The following is a 21,176-nucleotide window of genomic DNA, read 5'->3' on the forward strand; positions in this document are numbered from 1 at the left end:
TACCCGGTCACGCCCGCCGCCAGGCGCGGCCCTCACGGGCCAGCATCTCGTCGGCGGCCCGGGGCCCCCACTCGCCGGACCGGTAGGATTCGGGTTTCGCGCCCTCCCAGGCGTGTTCCAGCGGGTCCACCACGGCCCAGCTCTGCTCGACCTCGGCGGCGTCCGGGAACAGCGTCCGGTCGCCGATCAGCACGTCGAGCACCAACCGTTCGTACGCCTCCGGGCTGGACTCGGTGAACGCCTCGCCGTACTGGAAGTCCATCGCGATGTCGCGGACCTCCATGGTGGTACCCGGCACCTTGGAGCCGAATTTGAGTACCACGCCCTCGTCGGGCTGGACCCGGATCACCAGCTGGTTGTTGCCGAGCATCTCCATGTCCGCCGGGGTGAACGGCAGGTGTGGTGCCCGCTTGAAGATCACCGCGACCTCGGTGACCCGCCGGGGCAGCCGCTTGCCGGCCCGGATGTAGAACGGCACCTCCGCCCACCGGCGGTTCTGGATGCCGAGCCGCACCGCCACGTACGTCTCGGTGGTGGAGGTCGGCGGGACACCGTTCTCCTCCAGGTAGCCCTTAGCCCGCTGGCCGCCGACCCAGCCGGGCAGGTACTGCCCGCGTACGGTGCCCTCGGCAACGTCGCGCGGCAGCGTGATGGCCTTGAGCACCTTGAGTTTCTCGGCCCTGATCTCGTCGGCGTCGAAGCTGGTGGGTTCCTCCATGGCGACCAGGGCGAGCAGTTGCAGCAGGTGGTTCTGCAGGACGTCCCGGGCGGTGCCGACGGAGTCGTAGAAACCGGCCCGGCTGCCGATCCCGACGTCCTCGGCCATGGTGATCTGCACCGAGTCGACGTACTGCGAGTTCCACAGTGGCTCGAAGAGGCTGTTGGCGAAGCGCAGGGCGAGGATGTTCTGGACCGTCTCCTTGCCCAGGTAGTGGTCGATGCGGAAGACGTCCTGCCGGGTGAACACGTCGTCGACCAGGTCGTTGAGGGCCTTGGCCGAGGGCAGGTCGTTGCCGAACGGCTTCTCCACCACCACCCGCCGCCAGCCACCGCACTTCTCGTTGTCGGCCATGCTGGTGCGGGCCAACTGCTTGAGCACCACCGGGAACGCGCTCGGTGGGATGGAGAAGTAGAACGCCGCGTTGCCGTGGATGCCGTGGCTGTCGCGCAGGCCCTCCAGGCAGTGCGCGAGGTTGTCGAAGGCGGTGTCGTCGTCGAACGATCCACCGACAAACTTGATGTTGTGTTCGAGCCTCGACCACACCTCCTCGCGCCAGGGGGTACGCGAGTGTGCCTTGGCCGCCTCGCGGGCGAGCGAGGCGAAGTCGCCGTCGCGCCAGTCCCGCCGGGCGAATCCGACGACGACGAAACCGGGTGGCAGCAGCCCCCGGTTGGCCAGGTCGTAGACCGCGGGCAACAGTTTCTTCTGGGCCAGGTCGCCGGTCACTCCGAAGATCACCAGAGCGCAGGGCTCCGGGATCCGCGGCAGCCGCCGGTCCTGCGGGTCGCGCAGCGGGTTCACGCCGCCTCCTCGCTCCGCTCGTCCACGTCGTCCATCGTCATGCTCGCAGCGACCCGACCGCATCGAACAGCTGGGCCAGGCCCGCTGACCGCCCGGTCAGGTGCAGGCGCAGCATAGGACGTCCGCGAGCCGACAGGGCACGCCGGTCGCCGGCGGCCTGCGCCGCCTGTAGCTCCCCGAAGGAGTACGGCTTCCCGGGCACCGGTAGATCGACGTTGACGCTACCGGTTATCTGAAGAAAGCTACCCGCCGGCGGCCCGCCCTTGTGGTACTGCCCCGTGGAATGCAGGTAGCGCGGTCCCCAACCGAAGGTGACCGGCCGGTCGGTGGCCGAGGCCAGCAGCGGACGCAGCCGGGCCGCGCCAGCGTCGGCGTGCCGGTCGAGGTACGCCGTCACCGCCAGGTAGCCCTCGTCGGGCACCCCGTCGAGCAGGTGACGCAGCGCGCCGGCCAGGTCGCCCGGGGTGCCTGCCGGCGCGTACACCTCGATCGCGCCCTCGGTCGACGACGGTGTCGGTGTCGCCGACTCTCCGGCCAGGATCTCTGCTACGTGTTCCTTGGCCTCGGTCACGTTCGGCTGGTCGAACGGGTTCACCCCGAGCACGATCGCAGCGGCAGCGGTCGCGTACTCCCAGGCCAGGAACTGGGCACCGAGCGGCCCGTTCACCGCGACGTCGGGCGCGCCGGCCCCGGAGCCGGGCACGTCACCGGCGGCCAGCGCGCCACCGTAGCTGACGGTCAGCACACCGGGACCGGACAGCCCAGGGCTGTCCGGGGACTCGACCACCACGGGCAGGACGCCGAGGCCGTCCTTTCCGATGGACTCGGCGAGCAACTGCTCCACCCAGTCGCCCAGCCCTTCGATACCGGTGCCGTCGGCGAGCAGCGCGATCTTGTCTCGCCCGGCGGTGGCGGCAGCGGCGAGCGCGGCGCCGAGTGCCAGCGCCGGGTTGCCCTCCGGACGCGCCAGCGACGCCGCGAACGCGTCGGCCTGGTCGAGCAGGTCGGTCACCGCGACGCCGGCCAGCGCGCAGGGAACCAGCCCGAACGCGGTCAGCGCCGAGTACCGGCCGCCCACCTCGGGGTCGGCGGGCACGACGATCGCGCCCAGTTCGGCGGCGAGCGCCTCCAGCGGTGAGCCCGGGTCGGTCACCACGACGAAGTGCCGGCCGGCCTCGGCCTCGGTCATCCCCGCGTCCAGAAACGCCTGCCAGTACGCCCGCCGCAGGCTGTCGGTCTCCACGGTGGCGCCGGACTTGCTGGCCACCACCACGACGGTGCGCTCCAGCCGATCGGCCAGTGCGGCGCGAACCTGCCCGGGGTCGGTGGTGTCGAGCACGGTCAGCGGGCGGCCGGTGGTGCGCGTGATGACCTCCGGCGCGAGTGACGAGCCGCCCATGCCGACGAGCGCCACATGGTCCAGGTCGGCCAGCTCCGCCGTCAGTTCGGCCAGCTGGGGGAGCAGCTCCCGGCTACGGCGGTGGGTGTCCAGCCAGCCGAGCCCGGCCGCCGCGTCGGCCGCCGCGTCCGGACCCCACAACGTCGGGTCCCTGGCGGCGAGCCGGGCGGGGACATCGGCGTCGACCAGGGCCTGTCGGGCGGAGGCCGGCGCGTCGGCGTCGACGGTCTGCGCGCCGTACACCGCGAGACCCGCGGCGGCCTCGGCCGGTGCGGCCGGCAACTCACCCATGTCGCCACCCTCGTGGGGTGGCGACATGGGTGCTGACGTGGCGTACGGTCACGCATTTCCTCCAGCCCGCGCGGCGGCGGCGTTGCCGCTGGCGGCGTCGCTCGGATGATCCGTGCCCTGCCCGGCGGCGGCCAGCGACTTGCGTACGCCGGCGAGCAGCTCGCCCCAGCTCGCCTCGAACTTCTCCACGCCCTCGCGCTCCAGCGTGGCGATCACGTCGGCCAGGTCCACGCCCACCGACTCCAGGTCGGCGAAGACTGCCCGGGCGTCGTCGTAGGCGCCGGTGACGGTGTCCGGGTGGGTCTCGCCGTGCTCGGCGTAGGCGTGGATGACCGGCTCCGGCATGGTGTTGACCGTGCCGGCGGCGATCAGCTCCTCGACGTAGATCACATCCCGGTAGTCCGGATTCTTGGTCGAGGTGGACGCCCACAGTGGTCGCTGGGGGTGCGCCCCGGCGTCGGCCAGCACCTGCCAGCGGTCGGTGGAGAAGATTTCGGCGTAGCGCTGGTACGCCAGCCGGGCGTTGGCGACGGCGGCCTTGCCGCGCAGTGCCTTGGCCTGCTCCGAGCCGATCTTCTCCAACCGGGCGTCGACCTCGCTGTCGACCCGGGAGACGAAGAACGAGGCAACCGAACCGATCTTGCTCAGGTCGTGGCCGTTCGCCTTCGCCTGCTCCAGGCCGGTCAGGAACGCCTCCATCACCTGGGAGTAGCGGTCCAGGCCGAAGATGAGCGTCACGTTGACGCTGATCCCCTCGGCCAGCGTGGCGGTGATCGCCGGCAGGCCGGCCTCGGTCGCCGGAATCTTGATGAACAGGTTCGGCCGGTCGACCAGCCACCACAGCGCCCTGGCCTCGGCCACGGTGCGCTGCGATTCGTGGGCCAGCCGCGGGTCCACCTCGATGGAGACCCGGCCGTCCACGCCACCGCTGGCGTCGTACGACGGGCGCATCACGTCGCAGGCCCACCGCACGTCGTACGTGGTGAGCATGCGGACGGACTCTTCGACGTCGACGCCCCGACCGGCCAGGTCCCGTAGCTGCCAGTCGTACTCGTCGGCGTCGCTCAACGCCTTCGCGAAGATCGTCGGGTTGGTGGTCACCCCGACGACGTGCTTCTCTCGGCGCAGCTGGTCAAGCCCGCCGGAGGAGAGTCGTACCCGGGAAAGATCGTCGAGCCAGACCGCCACTCCCGTGGCGGTCAGCTCACCCAGCCTGTCGGTCGTCATGTACGCCAACGCCTCCCTCAGTTGCCGGTCGTGAAACCGGTGATGTCCCCGACCCGGGTCAGCGCCGCGTGCGCGGCGGCGACGATCCGGTCGGGGGTGAAGCCGAACTGTTCGAAGAGCACGGAGTGCGGGGCACTCGCGCCGTAGTGCTCCAGGCTGACGCTCTCGCCGCAGTCACCGACGATCCCGCGCCAGGACATCGCGATGCCCGCCTCCACGCTCACCCGGGCCTTTACCCCGCGCGGCAGCACCGACTCCCGGTACGCCTCGTCCTGCTCGTAGAACCACTCCTGGCAGGGCATCGAGACGACCCGGGTGGGCGTGCCGTCGGCCTCCAGCCGCTCCCGCGCGGTCAGGCAGAGCTGCACCTCGGAACCGGTGCCCACGATGATCACCTGCGGCTTGCCGTTGGCGGCCTCGGCCAGCACGTAGCCGCCCTTGGCGACGCCGTCGGCCGCGGCCAGCTTCGCGCGGTCCAGCGTCGGCAGGGCCTGCCGGCTCAGCGCCAGCGCGGTCGGCCGGTCGGCGTGTTCGAGGGCCTGGCGCCACGCCCACACCGTCTCGTTGGCGTCGGCCGGCCGGACCACGTCCAGACCGGGGATGGCCCGCAGCGCGCTCAGCTGCTCCACCGGCTGGTGGGTCGGGCCGTCCTCGCCGAGGCCGATGGAGTCGTGCGTCCAGACGTAGATCACCGGCAGCTTCATCAGTGCGGCCAGCCGTACCGACGGGCGCATGTAGTCGCTGAACACAAGGAAGGTGCCGCCGTACGGGCGGGTGCCGCCGTGCAGGGCGATGCCGTTGAGGATTGCGCCCATGGCGTGCTCGCGGATGCCGAAGTGCAGCGTCCGGCCGTACTCGTGGCCGGGGAACTCCTTGGTGGCGTACTGGCTGGGGACGAAGGACGGCTCGCCCTTCATCGTGGTGTTGTTGCTCTCCGCCAGGTCGGCCGAGCCGCCCCACAGCTCGGGCAGCACCGGTGCGAGCGCCGCCAGCACCTTGCCGGAGGCGGCCCGGGTGGCGACGCCCTTGGCGTCGGCGGGGAACTCCGGCAGCGCGTCGATCCAACCCTCGGGCAGGATCCGGCCGGACAGCCGGTCGTGGAACGCGCGCCGCTCGGGGGCGGCCTTGGTCCAGGCGTCGAAGACGGTCGTCCACTGCTGCTGCGCGGCCTCGCCGCGGCTCAGCGTCGTGCGGGTGTGGGCCAGCACCTCCTCGGTGACCTCGAACGAAGCGGTCGGGTCGAATCCGAGGATCTCCTTGGTGGCGGCCACCTCGTCGGCGCCCAGCGCCGAGCCGTGGATCTTGCCGGTGTTCTGCTTGTTCGGCGCCGGCCAGCCGATGATGGTGCGCAGCGCGATGAACGACGGGCGGCCGGTCTCTGCCTTGGCGGCCAGCAGCGCCTGGTACAGCTCCTCGACGTTCTCGTGGTAGTCGCTCTTCTCGGCCTCGCCGCGCCGCCAGTCGACTTGCTGCACGTGCCAGCCGTACGCGGCGTAGCGCGCAGCCACGTCCTCGCTCAACGCGATCCGGGTGTCGTCCTCGATCGAGATCTCGTTGTCGTCGTAGAGCACGCAGAGGTTGCCCAGCTGCTGGTGCGCGGCCAGGGCGCTGGCCTCGTGGCTGATGCCCTCCTCGATGTCGCCGTCGGAGGCGATGCACCAGATGTGGTGGTCGAAGGCCGACTCGCCGGCCTCGGTCTCCGGGTCGAACAGGCCGCGCTCGCGTCGTGCCGCCATCGCCATGCCCACGGCGTTACCCAGACCCTGCCCGAGCGGGCCGGTGGTGGTCTCCACGCCGGGGGTGTGACCGTGCTCGGGGTGCCCCGGGGTGAGCGAGCCCCACTGCCGCAGCGACTTCAGGTCCTCGAGGCCGAGTGGGTAGCCAGCGAGGAAGAGCTGGATGTACAGGGTGAGGCTGGAGTGGCCGGCAGAGAGCACGAACCGGTCCCGTCCGGGCCAGCTCGGATCGGCCGGGTTGTGTCGCATCACCCGGTTGAACAGCAGGTACGCCGCGGGGGCGAGACTCATCGCGGTGCCTGGGTGGCCATTGCCGGATTTCTCCACGGCGTCCATGGCCAGCACGCGGACGGTGTCCACGGCACGGCGGTCGAGGTCGGACCAGTCAAGTGCGGGGTGCGCGGGTCGGTTGGCAGCCACGGTGGTTTGTGCTCCTCGGCGAGTTGGGCGGAACCCTCACTGGTGACCCTATCGAGCGTTGCTAAACGTGCGCCCGAGGATCTCAGCATGCTGATCTGTACGTTTCCGGCCGGCCGCCCGGTTCAGCGGCCTCGCGGGGATGTCGTTCGGCCGCTGGTGTGACGGCCCGCACCGTTGCCGGGTCGCCCGGGCAGGCAAAACGACAGCGCGTAGTGTGTGGGTGCGGCGTGTGGACCCGAGCCGGATCCCGCCGCCCCGACCTCCCCTGCCGATGCCGGAAGGTGGCAATCCGTGAGCATGGTCACCGAGCGCCCCGTGAGTGATCCTGCCGGGCAGCCGCCGGTGCGCACGGCGGAGGAGGACCCGGCCCGCTCCCGTGACGTGCGGACGGTGCTGGCGGCCTACGTGACGCTGACCAAGCCGCGGATCGTGGAGCTGCTGCTGGTCACCACCGTGCCGGCGATGATGGTCGCGCACGGCGGGATGCCGTCGCTGTGGCTGGTCGCGGTGGTGCTGGTCGGTGGTTCGCTCGCAGCCGGCGCGGCCAGCGTGCTCAACTGCTACATCGACCGCGACATCGACCAGTTGATGCGGCGGACGAAGCGCCGGCCGCTGCCCGCGCACACCGTGACGCCCCGCAACGCGCTGATTTTCGGCCTGACGTTGGCGGCCGTGTCGGTCACCCTGATGGCGGCCTTCACCAACCTGCTCGCCGCCGGGCTCACCCTGGCCGCGATCGTCTATTACGACGTCGTCTACACGCTGTGGCTCAAGCGCACCACGGCGGCGAACACCTTTTGGGGTGGCGCCTGCGGGGCCGCGCCGGTGCTGATCGGCTGGGCGGCGGTGACCGGCTCGTTGTCGCCGGTGGCGTGGGCGCTGTTCGGGGTGGTCTTCTTCTGGCAGATGCCGCACTTCTACCCGCTCGCCATGAAGTACAGGGACGACTACGCCAGGGCGGGCATCCCGATGCTTCCGGTGGTGGCCTCGGTCCGGCGGGTCAACGCCGAGATCGTGCTGTTCGCCTGGTTGACGGTGCTCGTCTCGCTTGCTGTCTGGGCGCTGGGTCCGGGTCCTGTCTACGGCGTGCCGACACTGGTGGTGGGTGCGATCTTCTTGGCCGAGGCGCACAAGCTCGCCGGGCGGGCCCGCCGGGGCGAGCCGGTGAAGCCGATGCGGCTGTTCCACTGGTCGACGACATACCTGACGATCGTCTTCGCCGCGGTTGCCCTCGACGCCCTGCTCTGACCTGTCGTAAGGAAAAGCTTCTCTTACATAGCGCCTGCGGTATGGGAGGCGCTACTTCTTAACGGCGATCGGGTAGATCTGGACGACGCGCGGTTGTCCGTATTGTCGTTAATTTTCGGCCACTGAGGGATGCGTCTCATCCGCTCTATCCTGAGTCGCTTAATGGCGTTCTGGCGCGTCGTTCGGGCGTACTTAGTCCGGATAAATACCCCCGAAACGCCTTAGCTGTTCCTTAAACTTCGGGTAATCGGTATCACAAAAGCTTCACGGTTCTCGCACCTGCAAGTGGTTGTCTGCATAGGCTGCGGTTATGGCAGATGGTTCCGATACGACGCTGACGGCTGATCAAACCGCCTCAGCGCCAGCCCCCGACGGGTTGGTCGCCGGCATCAAGTCGTTCGCCGCCGAGCACGGCGGGGCGAAGGCGGTCATCGAGTACGTTGGCAAGCGCGGTGCACGCATCGTCCTGGTGGGTTCCGACGGCGCGTGGGGCGACCAGTTCGCCGAGGACACGGTCCTGGCCCGGGATGCCTGCGGGCAGGCCGGAGTGGCCGTGGAGAACGCCTGGGAGCGGGAACTGATGGATCAGATGCGTCCGAGCAACGACCTCTGGCGTTCGATGGCCCGACGCACGATGGCTCGGTGAGATAAATAGACCGACCACCACCAGCCGACCCGGGGGAAACCCCGGGTCGCTCTCGTCACCTGCGCCGCGCTGGCCGATCTCGACGGGGACGACAGCCTCGTCCTCGCCCCGCTGGCCGCGCGTGGGATCGTTGCCGAACCCGTCGTCTGGGACCACCCGGGCGTCGACTGGGCCGACTACGACCTCGTCGTGCTCCGCTCTCCCTGGGACTACGTTCTCCGGCCCGAGGAGTTCGTCACCTGGACCGGGCTTGTGCCCCGGCTGGTCAACCCGGCCGACGTGGTGCTCTGGAACACCGACAAGCGCTACCTGGACGAGCTTTCCGCCGCCGGGGTGCCGACGGCACCGACCGGCTGGGTGCTGCCCGGCGAGCCGTGGCAGCCACCAGCCGACCGGGGCGAGTACGTCATCAAACCGGTCGTCAGCGCGGGTAGCCGGGACACCGGTCGCTACGACCTGGCCGACCCGCGGCACCGAGACCTCGCGTTGTCTCACATTCGTCGCCTCGGCGCCGCCGGGCGGGCGGCCATGGTCCAGCCGTACCTGACCGCCGTCGACACCGAGGGTGAGACGGCGTTGCTCTTCCTCGCCGGCCCGGATGGCCTGGCCTTCAGTCACGCCGTCTGCAAGGGGCCGATGCTGACCGGACCCGACGAGGGCGCCGACGGGCGGCTCTTCATGCCCGAGAAGATCACCGTCCGGACGGCCGACCCGGCGCAGCACGCGGTCGCGGAGAAGACCCTCGCGGCGGTACCCGGCGGCACGGGCCGGCTGCTCTACGCCCGGGTGGACCTGATTGCCGGCCCCGACGGCACGCCGGTGCTGGTGGAACTGGAGCTGACCGAGCCGTCGCTGTTCCTCGGGTACGCCGCCGGAGCTCCCGAGCGCTTCGCCGACGCCATCGTCATCCACCTCACCCGCAGCCGGGCCTGACCGCGCGCGGTTAATGGCGGCCCTCATGGCGTCAGCGACGCGGCCCGCGCTCTGGCCGGCGCGGCGGTGCCGGCGGTGCCGGCGGTGCCGGCGGTGCCGGCGGTGCCGGCGGTGCCGGCGGTGCCGGTCGGGTCCGCCCGGCGTTCGCGGACCGACCAGAGCACGGCCAGGGTGGCGAGCCAGACCAGGCAGGAACCGAGCATGTGGGCGCCGACCAGCAGCACCGGCAGGTTCGTGAGGTACTGCACGAAGCCGATCACGCCCTGGCCCAGCTCGACCAGGAGCAGGGTCAGGGCGGCGCGGACGGTGTGCGCCGGCGCGCCGACCGCGCGCAGGGCCAGCCAGAGGCCGACGGTCAGGCCGACGAGCAGGAACACCAGGTCGGCATGGATCTGGGAGATCGTCTGCGGGTGGAGGCCGTTGCGGACCGCGTCGGCGTCACCGGCGTGCGGGCCGCTGCCGGTCACCGCGACCCCGACAATGATCACCGCAGCGCCGGCCACCACGGTGGTCCAGGTCAGGGCGCGCAGCGCAGGCGGCACCAGCGGGGCGGTGCGGCCTGCCGGCTCGCCCACCCGCCGCCACAGGGCGTACGCGACGAGCAGCAGCAGCATCGAGACGACGAAGTGGATGCCCACGATCGAGGGGTGCAACTGGGTGCGTACCGTGATCCCGCCGATCACCGCCTGCGCCACGATGCCGAGGACGACGACCAGCGCGAGCGGTACCACACCCCGGCGGCGCGGGCGGTGCGCCAGCGCGGCCAGCAGGGCGGCGCCCGCGATCAGCACCAGCACGAAGGAGAGCAGGCGGTTGCCGAACTCGATCACCCCGTGCACACCCATCTCGGTCGTGGCGGTGTAGGACTCGTCGGTGCACCGGGGCCAGGTGGGGCAGCCGAGCCCGGAGGCGGTCAGCCGGACGGCACCGCCGGTGACCACGATGGCGGCGTTCGCGACGATGTTGGCGAACGCGAGACGGCGCAGCAGGGTGGTGGAGACCGGGAACTGGACGGGTCGCTTCACGAGGCGAATCCTACGCACCGTAGTTTTCCCCGATCGGGTGACTCCGCACGTGCGGTGGCTCGGATCACCACACCCCGCGTTTGCAGGGCCTGACCGAATTACGTAACGTGGGCGTTGTGAAAAAGGCGGCGGGGCTCACCGGGCACCAGCCGGGGGCCTGGACGGCCGCCGGCGGGACCGTGCCGGCCGCCCCGGCCGCGTCCGCTCCGGGCACGCCCGCGGCGGACCTGTCGACCCGGGGCCGGGTGACCCAGCTGCTGCTGGAGCGCCGAGCCGCCACCGCCGCCCAGTTGGGCGACGCGCTGGGCCTCAGCCCGGCGGCGATTCGCCGGCACCTCGACGCGATGCTGGTCGACGGCGACGTCATCGCCCGCGAGCAGGCCGTCCGCGGCCACCGAGGGCGCGGCCGGCCGGCTAAGGTGTTCCTGCTGACCGACGCCGCCCGCAGCCGGTGTGGCACTCACCACTACGACAACATGGCCACCGCCGCGCTGCGTTGGATCGCTCGCACCGGTGGCTCCCAGGCGGTGGAGAGGTTCGCCGCCGAGCAGGTGGCCGCGCTGGAGGCTCGCTGCCAGGCTGCCCTGGCCGACGCGGGGGACGACCCGATGGCCCGGGCGGAGGCACTCGCCGCAGCGCTCACCGCCGAGGGATACGCTGCCAGTGCGTCCACGATCGCCTCCGGTGGTCAGCTCTGCCAGCACCACTGCCCGGTGGCGCACGTGGCCGCCGAGTTCCCTGCGTTGTGCGAGGCCGAGACCACGGTGATCTCCCGCCTGGTCGGTACCCACGTACAGCGCCTGGCCACCATCGCGCACGGGGACGGGGTGTGCACCACGCACATTCCCGGTCCGCCGCGCGCCCAGTCCGGTATGACCGTCACCACTGTGAGGACAGATAGATGACCGAGCAGATCGTCCAGCCCCTGACCCAGGAGGAGCAGCTCGCTGCCCTGGGCAACTACGAGTACGGCTGGGCCGACTCCGACGTCGCCGGGGCGGTCGCCCAGCGTGGCCTCAACGAGGCGGTGGTGCGGGACATCTCGGCCAAGAAGAGCGAGCCGGCCTGGATGCTCGACCTGCGTCTGAAGGGCCTACGGCTGTTCGGCCGCAAGCCGATGCCGGCCTGGGGCGCCGACCTCACCGGAATCGACTTCGACAACATCAAGTACTTCGTACGCTCCACCGAGAAGCAGGCCGCGAGCTGGGAGGACCTGCCCGAGGACATCAAGAACACCTACGACAAGCTGGGTATCCCGGAGGCGGAGAAGCAGCGCCTCGTCGCCGGTGTCGCGGCCCAGTACGAGTCCGAGGTGGTCTACCACAAGATCCGCGAGGACCTTGAGGAGCAGGGCGTCCTCTTCCTGGACACGGACACCGCGCTCAAGGAGCACGAGGACGTCTTCAAGGAGTACTTCGGCACGGTGATCCCGGTCGGCGACAACAAGTTCGCCGCGCTGAACACCTCGGTCTGGTCCGGTGGCTCGTTCATCTACGTGCCCAAGGGCGTGCAGGTGGAGATCCCGCTGCAGGCGTACTTCCGGATCAACACCGAGAACATGGGTCAGTTCGAGCGGACGCTGATCATCGTCGACGAGGGCGCGTACGTGCACTACGTCGAGGGCTGCACCGCTCCCATCTACTCCTCGGACTCGCTACACAGCGCCGTGGTGGAGATCATCGTCAAGAAGAACGCCCGGTGTCGCTACACGACCATCCAGAACTGGTCCAACAACGTCTACAACCTGGTCACCAAGCGCGCCGTGTGCCACGAGGGCGCGACCATGGAGTGGATCGACGGCAACATCGGCTCCAAGGTGACCATGAAGTACCCGGCGGTCTACATGACCGGCGAGCACGCCAAGGGCGAGGTGCTTTCGGTCGCCATGGCCGGCGAGGGCCAGCACCAGGACGCGGGTGCCAAGATGGTGCACGCCGCGCCGCACACCAGCAGCACCATCGTGTCGAAGTCGATCGCCCGGGGCGGCGGCCGTACCTCGTACCGGGGGCTGGTGCAGGTGCTGGAGGGCTCGACCAACAGCCGCAGCACGGTCAAGTGCGACGCGTTGCTGGTCGACACGATCTCCCGCTCCGACACCTACCCGTACGTCGACATCCGTGAGGACGACGTGTCGATGGGGCACGAGGCGACCGTCTCCAAGGTCAGCGAGGACCAGCTCTTCTACCTGATGAGCCGGGGTCTGAGCGAGGACGAGGCGATGGCGATGATCGTGCGTGGCTTCATCGAGCCGATCGCCAAGGAACTGCCCATGGAGTACGCCCTGGAGCTCAACCGCCTGATCGAGCTGCAGATGGAGGGCGCGGTCGGCTGACGCCGTCCCGCGGCGGGCCGCGCCCGGTCCCGGCCCGCCTCCGGTTCAACTGACACCGTCGTCGCAGAGACAAGCAAGGAAGAGATGACTACCCAGGCTTCCGCGCCGCCGAGCACCAAGTCGCAGGCGCTGCGCTCGTACGACGTCGCTGACTTCCCGGCCCTCACGGGCCTGGAGGAGGAGTGGCGATTTACCCCGCTCAAGCGGCTACGCGGGCTGGTCGGAGACGACCCGACCGCTACCGGCACGGTCCGGCACGAGTACGCAGACCTGCCCGAGGGTGTGTCCGTCGAGCGGATCGGCAGCGACGACCCCCGGGTGGGTGCCGTCCTGACCCCGTTCGACCGGGTCAGCGCGCTGGCGTTCGGCGGTGCCGGGCAGGCGTTGCTGGTGCGGGTGGCGCAGGACGCCGTCATCAGCGGGCCGGCGGTCGTGCGGGTCGTCGGCGAGGGCGCCGACGGGGTGGCCTTCGGGCACACCGTGGTGCAGGTGGAACGGTTCGCCGAGGCGGTCCTGGTGCTGGAGCAGGTGGGTTCGACGACGCTGGCCGACAACATCGAGGTCACGGTCGGCGACGGGGCGAAGCTGACGCTGGTCACGGTCGCCGACTGGGCCGACGACGCGGTGCAGGCGCAGCACCTGAAGGTACGGCTGGGCCGCGACGCGAGGGTGCAGCACATCCAGGTGACCCTCGGCGGCGACCTGGTCCGTCAGCACACCACCGTGGAGTACACCGACCGGGGCGGCGAGGCCGAGCTGTACGGCGTCTACTTCGCCGACTCCGGCCAGCATCTGGAGCACCGCCAACTGGTCGACCACACCGTGCCGGACTGCCGCAGCTACGTCGGCTACCGGGGCGCGTTGCAGGGGGAGAGCGCCCACACCGTCTGGGTCGGCGACGTGCTGATCCGCGCGGATGCGACGGGCACCGACACGTACGAGATCAACCGGAACCTGCTGCTCACCGACGGCGCGCGGGCCGATTCCGTACCGAACCTGGAGATCGAGACCGGCGAGATCGCCGGTGCCGGTCACGCGAGCGCCACCGGTCGTTTCGACGACGAGCAGCTGTTCTACCTGATGGCCCGGGGCATCCCGGAGAGCGAAGCTCGGCGCCTGGTGGTACGCGGCTTCTTCGCCGAGCTGCTGAACAAGATCCCGGTCGAGGAGCTGCGCGAGCGGCTCGGCGCGACGATCGAGGATCGGCTGACCAAGGCGGGCGCCTGATGCTCCGGATCTGCTCGGTCGAGGACGTGCCCAAGGGCACCGCGGTCAGCGCGGACGTCGACGGCACCCAGATCGCGGTGGTGCACGCCGACGACGGATCGTTCCACGCCGTGTTCGACGAGTGCTCACACGCCGCGGTCGCCCTCTCCGAAGGGGAGGTGGACGGCTGCACCTTGGAGTGCTGGCTGCACGGCTCCCGTTTCGACCTGCGTACCGGCGAGCCCACCGGGCTGCCCGCCACCGAACCCGTCCCCGTCTATCCCGTCGAAGTCCGTGACGGTGACATCTTCCTTCCCGTGGGCGACGACGGTCGCCCGATGCCGAGCAATGGAGTGACCCGATAATGAGCACCCTGGAGATTCGTGACCTGCAGGTGTCGGTCAAGCTGCCCGAGGGTGAGCTCAAGCCGATCCTGGCCGGTGTGGACCTGACCGTGCGCTCCGGGGAGACCCACGCCATCATGGGCCCGAACGGCTCCGGCAAGTCGACCCTGGCGTACTCGATCGCCGGCCACCCGAAGTACGAGATCACCGGCGGTTCGGTGACCCTGGACGGCGTCGACGTGCTGGAGCTCTCCGTCGACGAGCGGGCCCGCGCCGGTCTCTTCCTCGCCATGCAGTACCCGGTCGAGGTGCCCGGTGTGTCGGTGGCGAACTTCCTGCGTACCGCCAAGACCGCCCTGGACGGTGTGGCGCCGAAGCTGCGCACCTGGGGCGGCGAGCTGCGCGGCGCCATGGAGCGCCTGCACATGGACCCGGCCTTCGCCCAGCGCAACGTCAACGAGGGATTCTCCGGCGGCGAGAAGAAGCGGCACGAGATCGTGCAGCTGGAGTTGCTCAAGCCGAAGGTGGCGATTCTCGACGAGACCGACTCCGGTCTCGACGTGGACGCGCTGCGCGTGGTGAGCGAGGGTGTGAACCGGGTGCGCGACACCGGTGACACCGGCCTGCTGCTGATCACCCACTACACGCGGATCCTGCGCTACATCAAGCCCGACTTCGTGCACGTCTTCGTCGCCGGTCGGATCGTCGAGCAGGGCGGCCCGGAGCTGGCCGACAAGCTTGAGGAGTCCGGCTACGAGCGGTACGCGGCCGGGGCCGGCTCGGCGCGGGTCTGATCCCGAAGGAAGGGCCGGTCACGACGATGACCACCATCGCGATCCCGCCGGGGATGCCGCAGTACGACGACGCGCCCAGCTACGACGTGGCGGCGGTCCGCGCCGACTTCCCGATCCTGGGTCGGGAAGTCAACGGACATCCGCTGGTCTACCTCGACAGCGCCAACACCTCGCACAAGCCACGCCAGGTGCTCGACGTGCTGGCCGAGCACTACGCCCGGCACAACGCCAACGTGTCGCGGTCGGTGCACACGCTGGGCACCGAGGCGACCGAGGCGTACGAGGGCGCCCGGGCGAAGGTCGCCGCGTTCGTCAACGCGCCGAGCGTCGACGAGGTGGTCTTCACCAAGAACTCCACCGAGGCGATCAACATCGTGGCGTACGCGTTCTCCAACGCCTCGCTGCGTCCCGACGCCGACCCCCGATTCCGGCTCGGGCCGGGCGACGAGATCGTCATCTCGGAGATGGAGCACCACTCGAACATCGTCCCGTGGCAGCTGGTGGCCGAGCGTACCGGCGCCACGCTGCGTTGGTTCCCGGTCACCGACAACGGACGGCTGGACGAGTCGGGGTTGACGGACCTGGTCAACGAACGGACGAAGATCGTCTCGCTGGTGCACATGTCGAACATCCTCGGCACCGTCAACGCCACCGCACGGATCACCGCCCGGGTTCGCGAGGTGGGGGCGCTGCTGCTGCTGGACTGCTCGCAGTCGGTGCCGCACATGCCGATCGACGTGGTCGACCTGGACGCTGACTTCATCGTCTTCACCGGGCACAAGATGTGCGGCCCGACCGGCATCGGGGTGCTCTGGGGGCGTACCGACCTGTTGGCGGCGATGCCGCCGGTGTTCGGCGGCGGCTCGATGATCGAGACGGTGACGATGGCCGGCTCGACGTACGCCGCGCCGCCGGCCCGCTTCGAGGCGGGCACCCCGCCGATCGCGGAGGCCGTCGCGCTGGGCGCGGCCGTGGACTACCTCACCGGCGTCGGCATGCGGGCCGTCCAATGGCACGAGAAGCAGCTGACCGCGTACGCGCTGGATGCCCTGGCCACCGTGCCCGGCCTGCGGATCTTCGGGCCGGAGGTGCCGGTCGGCCGGGGCGGTACGATCTCCTTCGCCCTCGGTGACGTGCATCCGCACGACGTGGGTCAGGTGTTGGACTCCCTCGGCGTGCAGGTACGGGTGGGTCACCACTGCGCCCGGCCGGTCTGCCTCCGGTTCGGAGTGCCGGCCACCACCCGGGCGTCGTTCTACCTCTACACCACCAGAGACGAGATCGACGTTCTGGTCGCGGGCCTGGAGCAGGTGTGGAAGGTGTTCCGATGAGCCGGGCGACGCAGGAGCCTGGGCGAGTCGAGGGGGGGTCAGCCTGATGCAGCTTGAGTCTCTGTACCAGGAGATCATCCTGGATCACTACAAGCGCCCGCACGGCCGTGGCCTGCGCGACGCCGCAGACCCGGCCCACCAGGTGGGCGAGGCACACCACGTCAACCCGACCTGCGGGGACGAGGTGACCATCCGGGTGACCGCCGATGGCGACATCTTGCACGACGTGTCGTACGACGGTGTCGGTTGCTCGATCAGCCAGGCGTCCGCGAGCGTGCTGCACGAACTGCTGACCGGCCAAGGTGCGGCCGACGCGTTCGAGGTGCACGAGGCGTTCCTGGCGCTGATGTCCGGTCGTGGCCAGGTCACGCCGGACGAAGACGTGCTCGGTGACGGGGTTGCCTTCGAGGGCGTGGCCCGCTATCCCGCCCGGGTCAAATGTGCGTTGTTGCCGTGGATGGCGTTCAAGGACGCCGCGGCACGCGCCGGTGTGGGCGCGAGCCCGACGGAGGTGAAGGCATGAGCGACGAGACCACCACGCCGGAGACGGGTGCCGTGGCGACTGACGGCGCGACGACGCCGGCGACGGGCGGCAAGGCCGCCCTGGCCGACGTCGAGGAGGCGATGAAGGACGTCGTCGACCCGGAGTTGGGCATCAACGTCGTCGACCTGGGCCTGGTGTACGGCGTGCACGTCGACGACGAGAACGTGGCCACCCTGGACATGACGCTGACCTCGGCCGCCTGCCCGTTGACCGACGTGATCGAGGACCAGACCAGGCAGGCGCTGACCACCGGTCCGGGCGGCGGGCTCGTCTCGGACATCCGGATCAACTGGGTGTGGCTGCCGCCGTGGGGGCCGGACAAGATCACCGACGAGGGCCGCGACCAGCTGAGGTCCCTCGGCTTCAACGTCTGAGTCGGTCCCGTACGTTCATCGGCGCGGCATCCCCGGATGCCGCGCCGGTCGGCGGCGATGATGAGGGCATGAACGGTCCAGCCTGACGGCGATAATCCGTGGCGGCACCGGCAACGGCCGGCGCAGGATGGCCGGGTGAACGAGGCGTACCCGATGATGCCGTTCCCTGTCGCCGTGGCCACCGCCGACGGGATCTATGCCGGTGTCGCGGCGCTCGGCGGCGCGGTGGTCGCCGCCTGGCTCACCCCCCTCGGCGGGCCGGCCGGATGTCACGGTCGTGCGGGGCGGGCTGGACACCCCGTTGCGGGCCTTCGCCGGGGTCCTCGCGCTGACGATGCTCAATCCCGCCACCGTCGTCTACTTCACGGCCCTGGTGCTCGGCCGCCGCGACCTGGGCGGGCTGGACGCCGCAACCGGCATCGTCTTCGCCCTCGGCGCGTTCGTTGCCTCGGCGAGCTGGCAGCTGCTGGTCGCCGGGGGCGGCTCGTTGGTCGGCCGGACGCTCGCCAGTCACCGGGGCCGACTGGTGACCGCCCTGCTGTCGAGCGCCATCATCGCCGCGCTCGCCGTCGGCATGCTCCTGGGCGGATGACCGGCAGCAGCCGACCGGGCCGAGACGGCCGAGGCAGTCGAACTCCGATGAGCGGGCACGACCCGCCGTGCCGTACGGTCGGGTGATGAGCAGCCGACCCGCCGCCGGGGGAGGCCGGTGGGTCGAGGTCGACCCGGCCCGGATCGACCGCTGGGTGGGTGGTTTCACCGACCGGCACGGCCCACCCGTCACCACCGTCGAGGCGTACGGCCTGCTGCTGACCGCCCCGGACGGCGCGACCGCGGAGCTGCACGCCCCGCCTGGCGCACCGGCCACCACCGAGCTGCCGTCCTTCGTGGCCACCGCGACCGCCCCCCGGCGGATCGGCCTGCTGCTCGCCCGCAAGGGCGCGGTGGCGGTGGGCGTCGCCGAGGGGGAGCAGTTGCCCGTGCACAAGGTCGACACCCGGTACGTGCAGGGCCGAACCGCCGCCGGAGGCTGGTCGCAGCAGCGGTTCGCCCGGCGACGGGACAACCAGGCGAAGGCGGCGCTGGCCGATGCGGTCGACCTCGCGGCCCGGCTGTTGCTGCCGGCCGTCGACCGGCTGGACGCGCTGGTCGCCGGCGGGGACCGGCGGGCCGTGGACACCGTGCTGGCCGACCGCCGGCTCGCCCCGCTGGCCGCGCTGCGCGCCGACCGGCTGCTCGATGTGCCCGAGCCCAGGTACGCGGTGCTGGTCGACGCGGTGGCCGCGGCTCGGGCCGTGCACGTCCTGGTCCGCGACCCCGCCTGACCGCCGTCTCCCGACCCCTCAGACCGCCCCGCTGAAGGTGTCGCAGGAGGCCGGGTCGCCGCTGTCGTAGCCTCGGTTGAACCACCGCTTGCGGTCGGCAGACGAGCCGTGGGGGTGAACTCGTCCGGTTGACCGGCCGGTCGGCGCGCCTGGAGATCGCGTCGTCGCCGATGGCCTGCTCGGTGATGCTGGTGAAGATCCGCTGGCCGCTCTCGTCGGCCGTGCCGGTCGCGTTCTTGGCCCACGCACCCACGCAGCAGTCAGCCTGCAACTCCAGTCGCACGGACAGGTCGTTGACGTTGCCCGGGTCGCGCTGTCATGGCGTTGAGCCCGAAGCCACGGGTGCCGGCCGGGGCCCGGTACACTCGAACCCGTGCTGCTCTGCGAAGGCTGAACGCCCCGCGCCGACGGGTCTCCAGGATCCGCCGGCGCTTTCGTGTGCCCTGAGTCAGCCCTTCGGATCCCGAGAGCGAGTACCCCGACATGATCACTGCCAGCGGCCTCGAACTGCGCGCCGGCGCCCGAATCCTGCTGTCCGACACCACGCTGCGGGTGCAGCCGGGCGACCGGATCGGCCTGGTCGGCCGCAACGGCGCCGGCAAGACCACCACCCTGAAGGTCCTCGCCGGCGAGGGGCAGCCGTACGCCGGTCAGATCGACCGGCGTAGCGCCGTCGGCTACCTTCCGCAGGATCCGCGTACCGGTGACTTGGACGTCATCGGCCGGGACCGGGTGCTATCCGCACGTGGGCTGGACACGCTGATGGCCGGGATGAAGGATCTGGAGGAGAAGCTCGCCGACGGCGGCGACGAGCGCCTGGTCCGCCGCTACGGTGCGCTGGAGGACCAGTTCGCCGCCCTGGGCGGCTACGCCGCCGAGGCCGAGGCGGCCCGGATCTGCGCCAACCTGGGATTACCGGACCGGGCCCTGACCCAGACCATCGGCACGCTCTCCGGCGGCCAGCGGCGCCGCATCGAGCTGGCCCGGATCCTGTTCCGCGACGCGGGCGAGAACGGCGGTGGCATCCTGCTGCTCGACGAGCCCACCAACCACCTCGACGCCGACTCGATCACCTGGTTGCGGAGTTTCCTGGCCAATCACAAGGGTGGGCTAGTGGTGATCTCGCACGACGGCTCGCTGCTGGAGTCGGTGGTGAACAAGGTCTGGTTCCTCGACGCCACCCGTTCGGTGGTCGACGGCTACAACCTCGGTTGGAAGGCCTACCTGGAGGCGCGGGAGACCGACGAGCGACGTCGGCGCCGGGAACGGGCCAACGCCGAGAAGAAGGCCGGGGCGCTGATGGCCCAGGCCGACAAGATGCGGGCGAAGGCGACCAAGACCGTCGCCGCGCAGAACATGGCCCGCCGTGCCGAGCGCCTGATCTCCGGCCTTGAGGAGGTGCGCGTCGCCGACAAGGTGGCCAAGGTGCGCTTTCCCGCTCCCGCGCCGTGCGGCAGGACCCCGCTGACCGCGACCGGCCTGTCCAAGTCGTACGGCTCCCTGGAGATTTTCACCGACGTGGACGTGGCGGTCGACCGGGGCTCCCGGGTGGCCATCCTCGGCCTCAACGGCGCCGGCAAGACGACGCTGCTGCGGATGCTCGGCGGGCTCCTTGAGCCGGACACCGGCGAGGTGCACGCCGGTCACGGACTGCGACTGGGATACTACGCGCAGGAGCACGAGACGCTGGACGTCGAGCGGACCGTGCTGGAGAACATGCGGGCCGCGTCGATCGAGCAGACCGATACCGATCTGCGGAAAATCCTTGGTGCCTTCCTCTTCTCCGGCGAGGACGTGGACAAGCCCGCCGCGGTGCTCTCCGGTGGGGAGAAGACCCGGCTGGCTCTGGCCACTCTGGTCTGCTCCGGCGCCAACGTGCTGCTGCTCGACGAGCCGACCAACAACCTCGATCCGATCAGCCGGGAGCAGGTGCTCGACGCCATCGCCCGCTACCCGGGGGCGATCGTCCTGGTCACGCACGATCCCGGCGCCGTTTTCGCGCTCAAGCCCGACCGGGCGATCCTGCTGCCCGACGGCGACGAGGACGCCTGGAGCGACGACCTGCTCGAACTGGTCGAGCTGGCCTGAGCGGTCGTGGCGTCACCTATCGGGAAGCTGACAATGCATAGCGTGTCGGTTGGCGAATAGTTGATATCTGGCGCATGATCGTCCGAGGCGGTCTAATAGGTGGGACCGTATCCGAACCGCACAGTCTGGGACGTGAGGACACAGCATGGCAGCCACTGGCACAGCCACCAGCACTGAGAAGGGTCGCCGGATCGTCGGAGCCGAGCGTCAGACGCTCGCCAAGGACCTCGTCAAGCGGTACACCGGAGGCGAGAGCATCCGGGCGCTCGCAGCCTCGACCGGCCGATCCTACGGGTTCATCCACCGGGTGCTCACCGAGTCCGGGGTGCAGCTGCGGCAGCGCGGCGGGGCTCGCCGCCGTAAGAAGGCGTGATCCGTCCGTCGACATCGT

At 70.4% G+C, this 21,176-nt stretch carries 18 protein-coding genes and 4 pseudogenes; 15 read left to right on the plus strand and 7 right to left on the minus strand.

What is annotated here, in order from left to right; all coding sequences use genetic code 11:
- Positions 1 to 7: 7 nt before the first annotated feature.
- From zwf to tkt, 4 genes are read right to left on the minus strand one after another with little or no spacing between them, the layout of a single operon-like run.
- Positions 8 to 1,522, minus strand: coding sequence for a glucose-6-phosphate dehydrogenase (gene zwf / locus ACFHWY_RS09085; protein ID WP_416579671.1), 1,515 nt, complete (start codon positions 1,520 to 1,522; stop codon positions 8 to 10).
- A 37-nt stretch (positions 1,523 to 1,559) separates the two neighbouring features.
- Positions 1,560 to 3,212: a glucose-6-phosphate isomerase gene (locus ACFHWY_RS09090; protein WP_416579672.1), complete on the minus strand. Its 1,653-nt coding sequence runs from the start codon at positions 3,210 to 3,212 to the stop codon at positions 1,560 to 1,562.
- A gap of 48 nt (positions 3,213 to 3,260) precedes the next feature.
- Complete coding sequence (gene tal / locus ACFHWY_RS09095) at positions 3,261 to 4,439, minus strand: transaldolase (RefSeq protein ID WP_416579673.1); 1,179 nt, start codon at positions 4,437 to 4,439, stop codon at positions 3,261 to 3,263.
- A gap of 17 nt (positions 4,440 to 4,456) precedes the next feature.
- Positions 4,457 to 6,595 (minus strand): transketolase, encoded by a 2,139-nt coding sequence (tkt, locus tag ACFHWY_RS09100; protein ID WP_416579674.1) that lies wholly within the window; start codon positions 6,593 to 6,595, stop codon positions 4,457 to 4,459.
- Between the two features lie 291 nt (positions 6,596 to 6,886).
- Between tkt and ACFHWY_RS09105 the strand changes: the two genes are divergently transcribed.
- From ACFHWY_RS09105 to ACFHWY_RS09115, 3 genes and pseudogenes are all read left to right on the plus strand, one after another.
- A complete protein-coding gene (locus ACFHWY_RS09105) occupies positions 6,887 to 7,843 on the plus strand; it encodes a heme o synthase (protein WP_416579675.1) in 957 nt (318 codons plus the stop codon).
- Between the two features lie 310 nt (positions 7,844 to 8,153).
- On the plus strand, positions 8,154 to 8,489 hold the full coding sequence (locus ACFHWY_RS09110; RefSeq protein ID WP_416579676.1) for a hypothetical protein: 336 nt from the start codon (positions 8,154 to 8,156) through the stop codon (positions 8,487 to 8,489).
- Positions 8,490 to 8,498: 9 nt separating this feature from the next.
- Positions 8,499 to 9,422, plus strand: a pseudogene (locus ACFHWY_RS09115) (ATP-grasp domain-containing protein); the annotation flags it as partial.
- Positions 9,423 to 9,445: 23 nt separating this feature from the next.
- On the opposite strand, the gene ACFHWY_RS09120 reads toward ACFHWY_RS09115, so the two are convergent.
- Entirely contained in the window at positions 9,446 to 10,465 is a 1,020-nt protein-coding gene (locus ACFHWY_RS09120; protein ID WP_416579677.1) for a COX15/CtaA family protein, read from the minus strand.
- A gap of 98 nt (positions 10,466 to 10,563) precedes the next feature.
- Here ACFHWY_RS09120 and ACFHWY_RS09125 point away from each other — a divergent pair, with 98 nt between their 5' ends.
- From ACFHWY_RS09125 to ACFHWY_RS09170, 10 genes and pseudogenes are all read left to right on the plus strand, one after another.
- Positions 10,564 to 11,352, plus strand: coding sequence for a helix-turn-helix transcriptional regulator (locus ACFHWY_RS09125; RefSeq protein WP_416579678.1), 789 nt, complete (start codon positions 10,564 to 10,566; stop codon positions 11,350 to 11,352).
- Positions 11,349 to 12,779 carry a Fe-S cluster assembly protein SufB gene (gene sufB / locus ACFHWY_RS09130; protein ID WP_416579679.1) on the plus strand — a complete coding sequence of 477 codons (1,431 nt, stop codon included), beginning with the start codon at positions 11,349 to 11,351 and terminating at the stop codon, positions 12,777 to 12,779. The genes ACFHWY_RS09125 and sufB overlap by 4 nt, the downstream gene beginning before the upstream one ends.
- An 84-nt stretch (positions 12,780 to 12,863) precedes the next feature.
- Positions 12,864 to 14,006 (plus strand): Fe-S cluster assembly protein SufD, encoded by a 1,143-nt coding sequence (gene sufD / locus ACFHWY_RS09135; RefSeq protein WP_416579680.1) that lies wholly within the window; start codon positions 12,864 to 12,866, stop codon positions 14,004 to 14,006.
- Complete coding sequence (locus ACFHWY_RS09140; RefSeq protein ID WP_416579681.1) at positions 14,006 to 14,350, plus strand: non-heme iron oxygenase ferredoxin subunit; 345 nt, start codon at positions 14,006 to 14,008, stop codon at positions 14,348 to 14,350. The genes sufD and ACFHWY_RS09140 overlap by 1 nt, the downstream gene beginning before the upstream one ends.
- Positions 14,350 to 15,123: a Fe-S cluster assembly ATPase SufC gene (gene sufC / locus ACFHWY_RS09145; RefSeq protein WP_416579682.1), complete on the plus strand. Its 774-nt coding sequence runs from the start codon at positions 14,350 to 14,352 to the stop codon at positions 15,121 to 15,123. Before ACFHWY_RS09140 ends, sufC begins: the two co-directional genes overlap by 1 nt.
- Positions 15,124 to 15,149: 26 nt before the next feature.
- A complete protein-coding gene (locus ACFHWY_RS09150) occupies positions 15,150 to 16,454 on the plus strand; it encodes a cysteine desulfurase (protein WP_416579683.1) in 1,305 nt (434 codons plus the stop codon).
- Between the two features lie 46 nt (positions 16,455 to 16,500).
- Positions 16,501 to 16,977, plus strand: a complete 477-nt coding sequence (sufU, locus tag ACFHWY_RS09155) for a Fe-S cluster assembly sulfur transfer protein SufU (protein WP_416579684.1) — start codon at positions 16,501 to 16,503, stop codon at positions 16,975 to 16,977.
- A complete protein-coding gene (locus ACFHWY_RS09160) occupies positions 16,974 to 17,372 on the plus strand; it encodes a metal-sulfur cluster assembly factor (RefSeq protein WP_416579685.1) in 399 nt (132 codons plus the stop codon). Before sufU ends, ACFHWY_RS09160 begins: the two co-directional genes overlap by 4 nt.
- Before the next feature lie 168 nt (positions 17,373 to 17,540).
- A pseudogene (locus ACFHWY_RS09165) lies at positions 17,541 to 17,964 on the plus strand (lysine transporter LysE); the annotation flags it as partial.
- An 85-nt stretch (positions 17,965 to 18,049) separates the two neighbouring features.
- The gene (locus tag ACFHWY_RS09170) at positions 18,050 to 18,697 is read left to right on the plus strand and encodes an acVLRF1 family peptidyl-tRNA hydrolase (protein WP_416579686.1); all 648 of its coding nucleotides are present in this window, start codon (positions 18,050 to 18,052) and stop codon (positions 18,695 to 18,697) included.
- 18 nt (positions 18,698 to 18,715) lie between these two features.
- Here the strand turns inward: ACFHWY_RS09170 and ACFHWY_RS09175 are convergent.
- A pseudogene (locus tag ACFHWY_RS09175) lies at positions 18,716 to 18,775 on the minus strand (hypothetical protein); the annotation flags it as partial.
- A gap of 112 nt (positions 18,776 to 18,887) precedes the next feature.
- A pseudogene (locus ACFHWY_RS09180) lies at positions 18,888 to 18,980 on the minus strand (hypothetical protein); the annotation flags it as partial.
- Positions 18,981 to 19,180: 200 nt separating this feature from the next.
- Here ACFHWY_RS09180 and ACFHWY_RS09185 point away from each other — a divergent pair.
- Both ACFHWY_RS09185 and ACFHWY_RS09190 read left to right on the plus strand, forming a co-directional pair.
- Entirely contained in the window at positions 19,181 to 20,785 is a 1,605-nt protein-coding gene (locus ACFHWY_RS09185; protein ID WP_416579687.1) for an ABC-F family ATP-binding cassette domain-containing protein, read from the plus strand.
- 145 nt (positions 20,786 to 20,930) lie between these two features.
- Positions 20,931 to 21,158 (plus strand): helix-turn-helix domain-containing protein, encoded by a 228-nt coding sequence (locus tag ACFHWY_RS09190; RefSeq protein WP_007072022.1) that lies wholly within the window; start codon positions 20,931 to 20,933, stop codon positions 21,156 to 21,158.
- Positions 21,159 to 21,176: the final 18 nt, after the last annotated feature.

This window comes from Micromonospora sp. LOL_024 (assembly GCF_048060415.1).
In the GTDB taxonomy this organism is placed as follows: Bacteria; Actinomycetota; Actinomycetes; order Mycobacteriales; family Micromonosporaceae; genus Micromonospora.